Source organism: Burkholderia sp. Bp9090, from assembly GCF_003857985.1.
Classification (GTDB): Bacteria; Pseudomonadota; Gammaproteobacteria; order Burkholderiales; family Burkholderiaceae; genus Burkholderia.
Map to the genome: position 1 here is coordinate 1 of NZ_QTPV01000058.1, position 12,886 is coordinate 12,886.

Here is a 12,886-nt window from a genome sequence, read left to right on the forward strand (position 1 = left end):
GCGACGGAAGTCGCGACGGGGTTCGCGCGGTCGAGGGTCGTGAATCGTCCGTTGTGGAGGATCAGATCCGGTTGAGTGTCGGGTACGCTCATCAATATGTCCTCGATGCAATCAGAAACCGAGCCAGTGACGGACCGGTGCAACGGCCGCCACGCCGATCAGCATGCCGGCCAGCCCGACCAGCGCGATCAGCGGCGGTGCGGGCGAGCGCACCTTGATCACGCTGTACACGACGCCGACCAGCACGCCGGCGCCCAATGAAACCAGATACGATTCCATACGTCCCTCCCGACTGAATTAGAATGTGCCGCATTACCGCCCGGGGGCCGGGCGCCGTGCGCCTGCGGCCCGATCCGCTGCCGTCCCGTCCGCTTCACTTCGCCGCCACGCTTTCCAGCCATGCAACATCTGCCCGACCTCGAAGCCTGGGCCATCTTCGCGCGGGTCGCGGAGACCGGTTCGTTCGCCAAGGCCGCCGACCTGCTCGGCATCACGCAACCGACCGTGTCGAAAGCGATCGCGCGACTCGAAAAGCGCCTCGGCGCGATGCTGCTGTACCGTACGTCGCGCAAGCTGTCGCTCACACCGACCGGCGAACTGCTGCGCGATCGTGCGATCCGGCTGCTCGCCGACGCCGAACTGATCGAGGACGAGGCATCCGCACACGCGCTCGAACCGCACGGCCTCGTGCGCGTGAACGCACCGATGTCCTACGGCCTGTGCAATCTCGCGCCGCTGCTGCCCGCGTTTCTCGAACGCTATCCGCGCGTCGACGTCGACCTCGTGCTCACCGACAACTTCGTCGACATCGTGTCCGGCGGCTTCGACGTCGCGATCCGGATCGCCGAACTGAGCGATTCGTCGCTGCGCGCACGCCGCCTGTGCGCGGTACGCCGGCCGCTCGTCGCGTCGCCCGCGTATCTGGACCGGCACGGCCGGCCGACCCATCCGAGCGAACTCGACCAGCACGTGTGCCTGACCTACACGAACATCCCGACGCCCGAATACTGGCGCTTTCGCCATACGACGTCGGGCGACGAATTCGGCGTGCCGGTGCGCGGGCGCATCCGTGCGAACAACGCCGACGTCCTCTGTCCCGCGCTGATCGCCGGCCACGGTATCGCACTGCAGCCGGCGTTCCTGGTATGGAATGAACTGCAAAGCGGTGCGCTCGAGGAAGTGATGCACGACTGGAAAATTCCGGACCTCAACGTCAACCTCGTCACACCGCCCGGCATGCTGCGTGCCGCGCGCGTGACGGCGCTGCTCGAGTTCCTCGTCGAACATCTGTCGCACGCGCCGTGGGCACTGCCGCCCGTCTGAGCGGGCGGCCCGCGACCCGTTACTTCGCCGGCACGGCCGGGATCGACTCGTGCGGCGTCGCGGTGCGCTGTGCCGCCTTGTGGACCATCGTGTACGCGTAGTCGACGCCCATCCCGTACGCGCCCGAATGCTCCTTCGCGATCGCCATCACGGCGTCGTAGGTATCGCGGCGCGCCCAGTCGCGCTGCCACTCGAGCGCGACCTGCTGCCAGGTGACGGGCACGACGCCGGCCTGGATCATCCGCTGCATCGCGAAGTCGTGCGCATCCTTCGACGTGCCGCCCGATGCGTCGGCGACCATGTAGATCTCGTAGTCGCCTTCGAGCATCGCGCAGAGCGCGAACGTCGTGTTGCAGACTTCGGTCCACAGGCCGGAGACGACCACCTTCTTGCGGCCGTTCGCAGCCAGCGCGTCGCGCACCTTCTGGTCGTCCCACGAGTTCATCGACGTACGTTCGAGCGTCTTCTGGTTCGGGAACACGTCGAGCAGTTCGGGATAGGTGTAACCCGAGAAGCTGTCGCTTTCGACGGTCGTGATCGTGGTCGGGATGTTGAATGCTTTCGCGGCCTTGGCGAGCCCGACGACGTTGTTCTTCAACGTCTGGCGATCGATCGACTGCACGCCGAATGCCATCTGCGGCTGCTGGTCGATGAAGATCAGCTGGCTGTTCTGGGGGGTGAGGACTTCAAGCTTCGGGTTGCTCATGGCGCGTATCATCCTTTGGACAGGAAACGTTTAAGGCTTGCCTCGATCGGAAACCGAGAGGAGCCGACTGTGCGTTACCCCGGATCTGCGTCTTCCGGTTGCAGCCATTTAATCGGAAAAGCCGCGGCTCGAACATCCAAGAAATGGAATCGATCGAATTCCGAAAGAGGGGGCTCTCCAACGGCTGTCCGCCCTTTTGTTCCACACGTAAACCCGATACGCTTCCAGCACGTTGAAGGCGCGCCCTTCGCCCCCGATCAGCCTATCACGAGAGGTTTTCATCATGAAGCCGTATTTTCTGTCGCTGTTCGCAGGCATCCTCGCCGGCGTCATCTACGGTGCGCTCGGCGTGAATTCGCCGGCACCGCCGATCATCGCGCTCGTCGGCCTCCTCGGCATGCTGGCCGGCGAACAGATCCTGCCGCTCGCGCGCCGGATGCTGGCCGGCTACCGGCTGAATACCGCGTGGCGCGATGCACAATGCAGCCAGCACATGTTCGGCGCGCTGCCGGGCGCCGCCGCGAACGATCGCAAGCCGTCGTGATGCAAGACTCATGACCAACGTCGAGCTGTTCCACTACCTGCTGCTGTTGATCTGCGGCGCGGGCGCGCTCACCTGGCTCGCGGAGCGCGTGTCGATCCCGCCGGCCGTCGTGCTGCTGCTCGGCGGCTGCGTGGTTGCCATCGCAGGCAAGCGCACGCCCGACATGGATCCGGCGCTGCTGCTCGTGGCCGTGCTGCCGCCGCTGCTGATGTCGAGCGGCTTCTATACGGCGTGGAAGGAATTCCGCCACGAGCTCGCGTCGATCGCGTCGCTCGCGCTCGGCGCGGTGGTGTTCACGACGGTTGCGGTCGCGCTCGCCGTGCATGCGGCCAATCCGGCGCTGCCGTGGGCCGCGTGCTTCACGCTCGGCGCGATCGTGTCGCCACCCGACGCGGTCGCCGCGAAGGCGATCCTGCAGCGCCACCCGCTGCCCGCGCGGCTCGTCGCGGTGCTCGAAGGCGAAAGCCTCGTCAACGATGCATCGGGCCTGCTGCTGTATCAGATGGCCGTCTCGGCCGCGCTCGCCGTCACGATCACGACCGCGAGCGCCACCGGCCTGTTCTTCTCGCTCACGCTGATCGGCATCGCGGTCGGCCTCGCGTGCGGCCATGCGATGTGCTGGGTGCTGCAGCGCCTGCGCGAGCCGATGCTCGGGATCGTCGTGACCTTCGCGATGGCGTGGGGCAGCTACGGGATCGCCGAAGCCGTGCACGGTTCGGGCGTGCTGTCGGTCGTGACCTGCGGCCTCGTGCTCGGCGTGCGCCAGCATCGCGTGTTCGGCGCCGACATGCGGATCAAGGCGAAGGCGACCTGGGAAGCGATCGTGTTCGTGCTCGACGCGCTCGTGTTCATCCTGATCGGCCTCGCGCTGCATGCGATCCTCGCCGGCGTGAACCACGAAGGCGCGGTGCTGATGGCCGGCCTGCGCGTCGCGCTGCCGGCCACCGCCGCCGCGATCGCCGCGCGCGTCGTGTGGGTGTTCGTCGCGATGTGGCTGCCGGGCCGCCTGCGCGCGCCGCGCGCGGGCCATGCGCCGTGGTCGTGGCGCGAGGCCGTCGTGCTCGGCTGGTCCGGCATGCGCGGCGTCGTGAGCCTCGCGGCCGCGATCGCGCTGCCGGGCAACTTCCCCGGGCGCGACCTGATCCTGTTCAGCACGTTCCTGCTGATCATCGCGACGCTGGTCGTGCAAGGCGGCACGCTCGCGCCGCTGATCCGCGTGCTGAAGCTGCGCCCGGCCGCGCGGCGCACGATGTCCGAGCATGCCGTGCGCGCCCACACGTTCGGCGCGGCGCTCGCCGAACTCGATGCGCGCGAGCAGCGCGGCACGAGCCTCGAACGCGCATCGCTCGACCGGCTGCTGACCGAATACCGCAGCCGCGTCGCGTTCAACGAACGCGCGCACCGCGACGGCGCGGAACCGGCGGACGTGCGCGCGCGGATGCTGCGCGTCGAGCTCGAGCTGGTCGGCGTGTCGCGTGATGCGCTGCTCGAGCTGCATCGCGACGGCCGGGTCGACGACGCGGTGCTGCACCGCATAGAATCCGAGCTGGATTTCGAGGAACTGCGGCTGCAGCGCCTGCTCGAACCGTAACGTCCGGCCTGCCCGGCCCTCCCCGGCCGGCCCGCCTTCCCTTTCCCCACATGGAATTGCAATGAGCGAACTGTCCGTCGAAGCGAGCATCGGCTCGGTCGATTACCTGGTCCATTTCACCGACGGCGTCCATCAGTGGCGCGCCGACGAACCGGCGTCGCTCGGCGGCGGCGATACCGCGCCGACGCCCGTCGCGCTGCTGCTGTCGAGCCTCGGCGCGTGCACCGCGATCACGCTGAAGATGTACGCGCAACGCAAGGGCTGGCCGCTCGCCGAAGTGCACGTGAAGCTCGCGCACGAATCGGGCGGCGCGGGCAGCACGATCATGCGCCGCATCACGCTCGACGGCGACCTGACCGACGAGCAGCGCGAACGCCTGCTGCAGATCGCGAATGCGTGCCCGGTGCACAAGATCCTCACGCACCCGATCACGATCGATACGGCCATCGCCTGACCCACCGGATACGAGAGACCCACCATGTCCGCATCGATCAAGACCCTGCTCACGCCGCGCGAGAGCGACATCGGCAACCTCGTCGTGCGCCGCGTGCTGCCCGCGCGCGCCGCGCGCCTCGTCGGCCCGTTCATCTTCTTCGACGAGATGGGGCCGGCCGTGCTGCCGGCCGGCAGCGGCATCGACGTGCTGCCGCATCCGCACATCGGCCTCGCGACCGTCACCTACCTGTTCGACGGCACGCTGATGCATCACGACAGCCTCGGCTTCCGGCGGAAGATCGTGCCCGGCGACGTGAACTGGATGACGGCCGGGCGCGGCATCGTCCACTCGGAGCGTTCGCCCGACGAGGACCGCCCGCATGAACAGCCGGTGCACGGGATCCAGACCTGGGTCGCGCTGCCGGTCGAGCACGAGGACACCACGCCCGCGTTCGTGCATCACGCGGCCGACACGCTGCCGTCGTTCACGCGCGACGGCGCGCACGTGCGCGTGATCGCGGACACCGCGTTCGGGCTCACGTCGCCGGTCGCGGTGTTCTCGCCGACGCTCTATGCGTATGCTGAATTCGCAGCGGGCGGGCAGCTCGCGCTCGACGCGGAACACGACGAGCGCGGCGTGTATCTCGTCGACGGCGACCTCACGATCGACGGCACGCCGCTCGCCCCCGCGACGATGGCCGTGCTCGAACCCGGCACGAACGTCGCGCTCGCCAGCGCGAACGGCGCGCGCGTGATGCTGCTCGGCGGCGCGCACCTGCCGGGCGAGCGGTTCATCGAATGGAATTTCGTGTCGAGCGAGCGCGCGAAGATCGAGGCGGCCCGCCACGCGTGGGCCGCGCAGACCTTCGGCAAGGTGCCGGGCGAGGAAAACGAATGGACGCGCCAGCCGGAGCGCCGCACGCAGTGAGCCCGCGGTGAGCCGATAGCGGTCGGCGCATCGATGCAGCGCGGCCGGCATTCACGCCGGCCGCCTTGCGTTTACCGCTTCAATCCCATCAGCTTCGCGAGCACGGGCCAGCGCTCGAGCGATTCGACGAATGCGCGCCGTGCCTGCTCGTCGACGTAGCGGGCCGGATCCAGCGCGGGCAGGTGCCGCGCGAGGCCGAGCACGTCGTTCGGTTGCGACAGGCGATCGTCGTCGCCTTCGCCGATGTTTACTGTTCGTCGATCCATACGCCGTCCGGAGTCTTCACCGCATAGCCGGTGCTCGTCTGCAGCGTCACCGTGCCTTCGTTCTCGCCGACCATCCGCGTGCGCGGCAGATCGGCGGCATATTGCGCAAGCGTCGCGCCCGGCTTGAACGGGCTGTTCGACACGAGGTTCGACAGCAGCTGCGCGAGCGCGAGGAAGCTCGTCGGCTGGTCGATCACGGTCGTCGTGCCGTGATTGCCGGTGAAGCCGACGAGCCGCACGCCGACCGGCCCGTGGACGACGCGCGGCGTCGGGATCTCGCGCAGGCCGGCCACCTGGTTCTTGTCGCCGCGCAGCGCGGCGCCGTGCTCGGGCACGAACACGATCACCGCGCGCCGTCCCGACTGCGCGATCAGGTCGGCGAGCCGGTCGAAGTCGTTCATCATCCGGGTCACGCGCTGCGGATACGAATCGATGCTGGTGAGCGAGCTGCCCACCACGCGGTTGCCGTCGTGCAGGCTGATCGTGTTGTAGTACAGCGCGACCGGGCCCGGCACCGACGCGCGCTGCGCGTACCAGTTCGCGAGCGTGCCGTAGTCGTCCTTGATCGCGGAGCCGTCGAACGCATGCATCGCGACCGGGGCGGCGGCGTTCGAGATCATCGGCGCGTCGGGCACGCCGATGTTGTCGTGAACGACCTGCAGGAAGTTGTCGAAGTGCCCGTCGTGGTTCAGCAGCGACTGCACCGTGTAGCCGGCGGACGCGAGTTGCGAAAACAGGTGGCACTGCTGCGGCGCGGGCTTGTACAGGTCCGCGTGCGCTTCCTGCCCGCAACTCGCGCGCAGCACGCGGATCGCGGCCGGGCCGCTGTAGCTCGCCGCCGTGCTGAAGTTGTTGAACAGGTAGTCGAAGTGGCTCAGCATCGGGTGATTGCGCACCTTCGCGGCATCGAGGTCGTCCCACGACAGCGAGCACACGTGCAGCACGATCACGTCGAACTGCGCGGCCGGATCGTTGCCGAGATGGCCGAACGCGACCTGCCGCTGCGACTCCTGCGCGCGGAACGTCGCGAGCGCCGCGTTGTGGTCCTCGGGCTGGCCGGCGCGCCCGCCCGTGGCGTCGGCCTGCTGCTGCGGGAGCGGCGCGACGACGCGCGCCATCAGCCCGTTGCCGGCCTGCCACAGCGGCATCACGACCAGCGCGGCGAGCACGAAGGTCGCGACGCGCACCCAGCGGTTGACGATGAAATAGACGATCAGCACGCCCGCCACGGTCAGCACCAGCAGCGGCGGCAACAGGCGCGGCAGCAGCTCCATCCAGTAGTCGAGGCGGAACGTGCTGACCTCGCGCGCGGCATCGACAAGGCGCGCGAGCGGCGGCGCATGCAGCTCGCGCGCAAGGAGCGGCACCGCGATCGCGAGCGCGGCGAGCTGCCGCACGATGCGCCACACGCGCGCCCGGATCGGCGCGCTCGCCGCGAGCGCCAGCGCGAACGCGAGGTTCGCGAGCCACAGCGGCTGCAGGTGGCCGGTCGCGAACAGCGCGAACTTCAGGATGAAATACAGATTCCAGAACGTCATCTAAACCACTCCGTGATGGGCGCCGCGTCAGTCGCGCGCCCGATCGAGCTTCGGTGCCAGCATCGACTGCACGCCGCGCGCCGCACCTTTCCACATCCGTACGTAACCGTCCAGGCCCACGCGCAGCACTTCCTTCAGCCCGCGCAGCGGCGTGTCCGCGCGCGCGCTCGCGTGCCAGTCGAGCCACGCGTCCGCGCGGCCGAACGTGCACTGCACGAGCTGGCGCTCCTGCTCGAGCGTCAGCGCCTCGAAGCTCACGCCGACGTGGGTCGGCGTCACGCGGCTCACGCGCACCGGGAACGGGAACGGCCGGTCGCCGCGCGTCACGCATACCGTCAGCGTGTCGCCGACCGCGAGCGGCAGCCCCGGCACCGCTTCGAGGCCGAGGCCGCCGGTCGAGTAGTCGCTCGTGAAGCATGCGGCAGTCGAGCCGTCGGCGAGCAGCAGCGTCGCCGGCACGCGCATCGCGATCCGGTGCGTGACGCGCACCTGCTTGGTCTCGCGCGCGACGGCCATGGCCGCGCCGAGCATCGCGAGGTTGTAGACGGTCCAGCCGAGCGTGATCAGGATCGTCGACGCCTCGTCGCCCTGGTCGGCCACGAGCCGCCACAGGCCGGCCGCGATCGCGAGCACGTTCAGCGCGAACAGCACGAGGTACGGCTTCGAGGTCGACCAGTCGACGTAGCCTTCGTCGATCTTGCCGCCCTTGTCGGTCACGTTGAACTTGCCGTGCTGCGGGCTGAAGAACGCGACGGTGGTCGGCAGCGCGATGTACCACGCGAGCACCGATTCGTAGACCTCGGCCCAGAACGAGTGGCGATAGCGCCCCTGCATCCGCGAGTTCGCGACGTTCGCGAGCACCAGGTACGGGATCACGTAGCTCGCGAGCGCGACCGACGACGCATTGATGAAGTACAGGTGGAAGAACAGGTACGCGAGCGGGATCGTCAGGAACACGAGCCGCGGGATCCCGTAGAAGAAATGCAGCATCGCGTTGCCGTAGCAGATCCGCTGGATGAAGCCGAGCCCGCGCCCGAGGAACGGATTGTCGATGCGGAAGATCTGCGCCATCCCGCGCGCCCAGCGCGTGCGCTGCTTCACGTGGCCGGCGAGGCTCTCGGTCGCGAGGCCGGCCGCCTGCACGGTCGGCAGGTAAGCCGACGTGTAGCCGCGGCGGTGCAGCTTGAGCGCGGTGTGCGCGTCCTCGGTCACGGTCTCGACCGCGACGCCGCCCACCTCCTCCAGCGCGGTGCGCTTGAGCACCGCGCACGACCCGCAGAAGAACGTCGCGTTCCACAGGTCGTTGCCCGACTGCACGAGCCCGTAGAACAGGTTGCCCTCGTTCGGGATCTCGCGGAACGTGCCGAGGTTGCGCTCGAACGGATCGGGCGAGAAGAAATGGTGCGGCGTCTGTACCAGCGCGCATTTCGGGTCGCGCAGGAACACGCCCATCGAGGTCTGCAGGAACGAGCGCGTCGGCACGTGATCGCAGTCGAAGATCGCGATGTATTCGCCGTGCGTCTTCGGCAGCGCACGGTTGATGTTGCCGGCCTTCGCGTGGCGGTTGTCGTCGCGCGTCAGGTAGCCGATCCCCGCCTCGCGCGCGAACGCCTCGAACTCGGGGCGCCGGCCGTCGTCGAGCAGGTACACGCGCAGCTTGGCCGCCGGCCAGTCGATGCTCTGCGACGCGAAGACGGTCGGCTTCACGACCGACAGCGGTTCGTTGTAGGTCGGGATGTAGACGTCGACGCTCGGCCAGGTGTCCGGGTCGTCGGGCAGCGGCACGATCGGCCGGTCGAGCGGCCACGCGGTCTGGACGAAGCCGAGCAGCAGGATCATCCACGTATAGGCTTCGGCGCCGTACAGCAGGTAGCCGGCGAACGCCTCGACGGGGCTGCGGAAATCGAGTGTCTGGGTCGTGCGCCACCACACGTAGCGGACGGTTGCGAGCAGCGCGAGCGACGCGAGCGCAAGCGTCGGCAGATGGCCCGGCAGGCGGCGCAGCGCGAGCGCCAGCACCGCGACGATCGCGAAGAACGCGAACTGCGCGCCGGGCATCAGCGGCGACATCCCGGCCGCGGCCCACATCAGCGCGCCGGCGATCAGCAGCAGCGGCGCGAGCCAGCGGTGCCGGCCGACGCCGTGCGCGCGCGCGTCGAGCCAGCCGCCCCAGCGCGCCCACGGCAGACGCGCGAGCAACGCGTCGAGGCGCCGGCCGAGCGCGCGCGCCGCGACGTAGGCCGGCACGACGAACGTGTCGAACCACGCGAGCGGATCGCGCGCGGGCCGGCCATCGGCTGCGCGCGGCGCGCGCACGATCGCGCGCCACAGCCATTCGCGCGGGCTCAGCGGCTGCAGCACGCCCCACTCCCGCGCGAGCCACAGGAAGGCGATGCGTGCCCGGCGGCGCACGGGATCGGGCCGGCCGGGCGGCGGCGCGTGGAAGAACAGCCGCACGAGCCAGTCGAGCAGCGTGCGCTCGGCCGGCAGCCCGATTCCGCGCGCGCACCAGTCGGTCGCGTGCCGGGCCGCGGCGCGCCAGCGCGACGCGAACCCGGCCTTCATCGCCGCGCTCCCGTGCGGCCGGCCGCGGCCGCCGCGAGCCACGCGTCGACCCAGTTCGCGACGCCGTTCAGGTCGTGCGACGCCTGCGAATACGGCGCGTCGTCGAAGATCCAGCTGCCGCGTGCGAGCGTTTCGGGCACGGCCGCATCGACGTGAATCCGCTGCTCGAGCATCGACGCCGGTCCCGCGACCGCGCGCAGCATCGCGAGCGCATCGCGCTGCATGTCGCGCGCCGGGTTCAGCCGGTTCACGACGATCTGCAGGTCGCCGCCGCCGGCCCGCAGCGCGTCGAGGCGCGCGGCAACGGTCGCGCACGCGGCCGGTTCGGGCGGCACGACGACGAGCGTCAGGTCCGCGCGGCGAATCGCCTGCTCGGCCTGCGGCGACGGATAGCGCGCGGTGTCGACCAGCACGACGCCGTCAGGCGGCAGCGCGATCTCGTCGAGCGCGCGCGACAGCCAGGCCGGATCGGCCGCGAGCCGCGCATCGCAGGCGGCGGCGCCCGCCGCGTCGACCTGCCCGTACGGGACGAACAGCACGCCGTCGGCATTGCGCCACGTATGCGCGTGCCACGGCGCGGCGTTACCCGGGTCACCGAGCAGGCTGTGCGCGAGCCCGTGCTCGGCCAGCGTGTCGAGACCGAGCGTCGCGCCCATCAGGTTCTGCGCGTCGAACTCGACCGCGACGACCGGCCGGCCGCGACGGGCGAGCAGCACCGCGAGCGCGCCGGCGAGCGTCGTGCGGCCCGCGCCGCCGGTCGTCGACGTGACGGCGATCGTCTTCATGGCGCGGCCTCGCCGGCGTGGTCGGCATCGGGCAGCAGGCGCCCGCGCAGCGCGACCGGCACGAGTTCGCACGGCACCGCGTCGCGCCGCTGCAGCCCGCGCGGCGCATGAAAGCCGCGGCCGAGGCCCAGGTGCTGCGCGACGAGCCACACCGGCACCGCGATCGCGATGCCGACGATGAATCCGATGACGAGTTCGGCGATCATGCGCCCTCCGGCTTGCGCAGCGGCATCGCGCTGCGGATGGCGCCGCGCGTGTGCGCGACGGGAAATGCAGGAAATGCCGGCGCATCGCCCGACATGTCGGCGAGCGGCGTCGCATCGTCGGCGTGAACCGCGTGCGGCGGCGCATCGACGTGCCGGTCGGCCACACCGCCCGCGGCGGCCACGCCGGCCCCACCGGCCACGGTGCCGTCGGCGCCCGGTTCGGCACGCGCCGCGGCATCCGCCGCGCGTTCGGCCGGCCCGCGTGCCGCATCCGCCGGCTGCGCCGTCGCGAACAGGTCGCTGTAGTCGGCGATCGGCGCGCGCCGGTTCTCGGCCTTCAGCGCATCGAGCTCGGTGTCGATGCTGCCCTGCCCGAGACACACGACGCGATCGGACAGCGTCTCGACCGGCACGTCGAAGATACGCGCGAGCGCATCCTCGGCATCGGCCGGCTCGCACGCGAACAGGAACACGTACAGGTGCCCGGCATCGGCTGTCACGACGTCGCCCGCGCGGCGCGGCCGGCAGTGCCGCAGCGCATCGACGTGCGACGCGCCGGGCAGCAGCGCGATCTTCGCGAGCGTATGCGGCAGCGCGAGCACGGCGCCGCGATCGAGCACCGCGCGAATCCGCAGGCAGAACGCGCCGACCGGCAGGTAGCCGAGCACCGAATCGCCGAGCGCGGCCGCGAGCGCCGCGCGATAGTCGGGCGCGACGGGCCGCGCATAGAGCTGCCCGCGCAGCGCGTGCACGGCCGCGTGCATCCGCGTCACCGGCAGGTCGCGCGCGACGACGCGGTTCGCGCCGACGCTCAGCACCAGCATCTCGAACTGCTGGCGCAGCACCTCGCCGCGCTCGACCACGGCGATCTTCAACGCGCCGCCGCATTGCCGGCGCAGCGTGTGAACGGCCGCGCACAGCGTCTCGAGCTGCGCATGCGAGCGGAACGCCAGCACCGCGGTCGCGGCCTGCGCGCGTGCGCAGGCCGCGACGACCGCCGCGTTGTCGTCGACGATTTCCCAGTCGGCCGGCACGCGTCCGCCTTCGTCGAGCACCGCGCGGCTGACGACGACGCGATCCTCGTCGGTCGCGAGCTTCATCCGGCGCAGCGGTTCGGCGGCGGCGCCGTCGACGATCGCCGCGAGCCGGCCGCCCGGCGCGAAGCGCAGCGGTCGCACTTCGCCGGCCGCGAGCGTCTCGCCCGCGCGCCAGAAATCGACGACCCACAGCAGCTCGCCGTGCGTGCGCTGCAGCTGCGCGACGCCCGCGCACACGCCGTGAAAGCCGCTGCGCGGCGCGCGATTCGCGTCGCGCACGAGCGGCGGATCATCGGTGTCCGGATCGGCGCCGGTGCGCACGATCTCGGGATCGACCAGCAGCACCAGCGCGATCCGGTGCGTGCGGCACCAGTCGGCGAGCGCGTGCGCTTCTTCCGCGAGCGCCGTCGGATCGTCCCAGCTGAACCAGCGTTGCGCGCCTTCGATGAAATACAGCGAGCGAGCGCGAAAACCGTAGCGCTTCATCGCGCGCAAGCCGCCCGTGAGCCGCGCGAACGGACCGGGCGCGGCACGGCGCGGCGCACCGGGCTCGCGCGCGGCATCGCCGTCGGCCGCCGCGGGCGCGGGCGGCATCGCCAGCACGTTGAGGTTGCGCGGCCAGCCGGCCGGCTGCGCGCCGCCCGAGAAACCGCGCGCCTGCAGTTGCGCGGCAACGTGCGCCGCGGCGCGCGACAGCACGACCGTCACGTCGCGCGTGCGCGACTGCCGCGCGCTTTCCCACACCAGCGCGTCGCACGCCGGCGTGCCGGCGGCGGCATAGATCGCGTACAGGCCGCCCGCTTCCAGCTGCGTCCACGTGTCGGGCAGCCCGTCGATCGCGAGCCGGCTCAGCGGGCCGGCGCGGCCGCCGGCCGGCCCGGTGCGCAGCAGCGCGCGCAGGCGGCCCAGCAGGCCGGCGGCGCCGAGCGCGGGACGGGTTGCATCGAGTTCCGTATTCACGC

At 70.6% G+C, this 12,886-nt stretch carries 13 protein-coding genes; 5 read left to right on the top strand and 8 right to left on the bottom strand.

Annotated elements, in window-relative coordinates; genetic code table 11:
* Window positions 1–111 precede the first annotated feature (111 nt).
* On the bottom strand, window positions 112–279 hold the full coding sequence (locus DIE16_RS33095) for a DUF1427 family protein (protein ID WP_044846122.1): 168 nt from the start codon (window positions 277–279) through the stop codon (window positions 112–114).
* A 120-nt stretch (window positions 280–399) separates the two neighbouring features.
* Here DIE16_RS33095 and DIE16_RS33100 point away from each other — a divergent pair, with 120 nt between their 5' ends.
* Window positions 400–1,323: a LysR family transcriptional regulator gene (locus tag DIE16_RS33100; RefSeq protein ID WP_124489483.1), complete on the top strand. Its 924-nt coding sequence runs from the start codon at window positions 400–402 to the stop codon at window positions 1,321–1,323.
* 19 nt (window positions 1,324–1,342) lie between these two features.
* Here the strand turns inward: DIE16_RS33100 and DIE16_RS33105 are convergent, their stop codons facing one another.
* On the bottom strand, window positions 1,343–2,029 hold the full coding sequence (locus DIE16_RS33105; RefSeq protein WP_124489484.1) for a hydrolase: 687 nt from the start codon (window positions 2,027–2,029) through the stop codon (window positions 1,343–1,345).
* Between the two features lie 283 nt (window positions 2,030–2,312).
* On the opposite strand from DIE16_RS33105, the gene DIE16_RS33110 reads away from it, so the two are divergent.
* From DIE16_RS33110 to DIE16_RS33125, 4 genes are all read left to right on the top strand, one after another.
* Window positions 2,313–2,573 carry a XapX domain-containing protein gene (locus tag DIE16_RS33110; RefSeq protein ID WP_044846125.1) on the top strand — a complete coding sequence of 87 codons (261 nt, stop codon included), beginning with the start codon at window positions 2,313–2,315 and terminating at the stop codon, window positions 2,571–2,573.
* Between the two features lie 10 nt (window positions 2,574–2,583).
* Entirely contained in the window at window positions 2,584–4,164 is a 1,581-nt protein-coding gene (locus DIE16_RS33115) for a sodium:proton antiporter (RefSeq protein WP_124489485.1), read from the top strand.
* Between the two features lie 61 nt (window positions 4,165–4,225).
* Window positions 4,226–4,618 (top strand): OsmC family protein, encoded by a 393-nt coding sequence (locus tag DIE16_RS33120; RefSeq protein ID WP_124894201.1) that lies wholly within the window; start codon window positions 4,226–4,228, stop codon window positions 4,616–4,618.
* A gap of 24 nt (window positions 4,619–4,642) precedes the next feature.
* Window positions 4,643–5,527 (top strand): pirin family protein, encoded by an 885-nt coding sequence (locus DIE16_RS33125; RefSeq protein ID WP_124894202.1) that lies wholly within the window; start codon window positions 4,643–4,645, stop codon window positions 5,525–5,527.
* A 71-nt stretch (window positions 5,528–5,598) separates the two neighbouring features.
* Here the strand turns inward: DIE16_RS33125 and DIE16_RS33130 are convergent, their stop codons facing one another.
* The 6 genes from DIE16_RS33130 to bcsE are packed head-to-tail and all read right to left on the bottom strand — an operon-like array spanning window position 5,599 to window position 12,884.
* Window positions 5,599–5,793 (bottom strand): hypothetical protein, encoded by a 195-nt coding sequence (locus tag DIE16_RS33130; protein ID WP_124489487.1) that lies wholly within the window; start codon window positions 5,791–5,793, stop codon window positions 5,599–5,601.
* Window positions 5,775–7,331 (bottom strand): cellulose biosynthesis protein BcsG, encoded by a 1,557-nt coding sequence (gene bcsG, locus DIE16_RS33135; RefSeq protein WP_124572225.1) that lies wholly within the window; start codon window positions 7,329–7,331, stop codon window positions 5,775–5,777. The genes DIE16_RS33130 and bcsG overlap by 19 nt, the downstream gene beginning before the upstream one ends.
* Window positions 7,332–7,358: 27 nt before the next feature.
* Window positions 7,359–9,896 (bottom strand): UDP-forming cellulose synthase catalytic subunit, encoded by a 2,538-nt coding sequence (gene bcsA, locus DIE16_RS33140; protein ID WP_124894203.1) that lies wholly within the window; start codon window positions 9,894–9,896, stop codon window positions 7,359–7,361.
* Window positions 9,893–10,681 carry a cellulose biosynthesis protein BcsQ gene (gene bcsQ, locus DIE16_RS33145; RefSeq protein WP_044846131.1) on the bottom strand — a complete coding sequence of 263 codons (789 nt, stop codon included), beginning with the start codon at window positions 10,679–10,681 and terminating at the stop codon, window positions 9,893–9,895. The genes bcsA and bcsQ overlap by 4 nt, the downstream gene beginning before the upstream one ends.
* Window positions 10,678–10,887, bottom strand: coding sequence for a hypothetical protein (locus DIE16_RS33150; protein ID WP_044846132.1), 210 nt, complete (start codon window positions 10,885–10,887; stop codon window positions 10,678–10,680). The genes bcsQ and DIE16_RS33150 overlap by 4 nt, the downstream gene beginning before the upstream one ends.
* Entirely contained in the window at window positions 10,884–12,884 is a 2,001-nt protein-coding gene (gene bcsE / locus DIE16_RS33155) for a cellulose biosynthesis protein BcsE (protein WP_124894204.1), read from the bottom strand. The genes DIE16_RS33150 and bcsE overlap by 4 nt, the downstream gene beginning before the upstream one ends.
* Window positions 12,885–12,886: the final 2 nt, after the last annotated feature.

Excerpts from the sequence above, each read along its gene's own strand:
- bcsA (WP_124894203.1), bottom strand. The coding sequence starts at position 9,896 with ATGAAGGCCGGGTTCGCGTCGCGCTGGCGCGCCGCGGCCCGGCACGCG.
- DIE16_RS33130 (WP_124489487.1), bottom strand. The coding sequence starts at position 5,793 with ATGGATCGACGAACAGTAAACATCGGCGAAGGCGACGACGATCGCCTG.
- DIE16_RS33120 (WP_124894201.1), top strand. The coding sequence starts at position 4,226 with ATGAGCGAACTGTCCGTCGAAGCGAGCATCGGCTCGGTCGATTACCTG.
- bcsG (WP_124572225.1), bottom strand. The coding sequence starts at position 7,331 with ATGACGTTCTGGAATCTGTATTTCATCCTGAAGTTCGCGCTGTTCGCG.
- bcsQ (WP_044846131.1), bottom strand. The coding sequence starts at position 10,681 with ATGAAGACGATCGCCGTCACGTCGACGACCGGCGGCGCGGGCCGCACG.
- DIE16_RS33150 (WP_044846132.1), bottom strand. The coding sequence starts at position 10,887 with ATGATCGCCGAACTCGTCATCGGATTCATCGTCGGCATCGCGATCGCG.
- DIE16_RS33095 (WP_044846122.1), bottom strand. The coding sequence starts at position 279 with ATGGAATCGTATCTGGTTTCATTGGGCGCCGGCGTGCTGGTCGGCGTC.
- DIE16_RS33115 (WP_124489485.1), top strand. The coding sequence starts at position 2,584 with ATGACCAACGTCGAGCTGTTCCACTACCTGCTGCTGTTGATCTGCGGC.
- DIE16_RS33110 (WP_044846125.1), top strand. The coding sequence starts at position 2,313 with ATGAAGCCGTATTTTCTGTCGCTGTTCGCAGGCATCCTCGCCGGCGTC.
- DIE16_RS33105 (WP_124489484.1), bottom strand. The coding sequence starts at position 2,029 with ATGAGCAACCCGAAGCTTGAAGTCCTCACCCCCCAGAACAGCCAGCTG.
- DIE16_RS33100 (WP_124489483.1), top strand. The coding sequence starts at position 400 with ATGCAACATCTGCCCGACCTCGAAGCCTGGGCCATCTTCGCGCGGGTC.
- DIE16_RS33125 (WP_124894202.1), top strand. The coding sequence starts at position 4,643 with ATGTCCGCATCGATCAAGACCCTGCTCACGCCGCGCGAGAGCGACATC.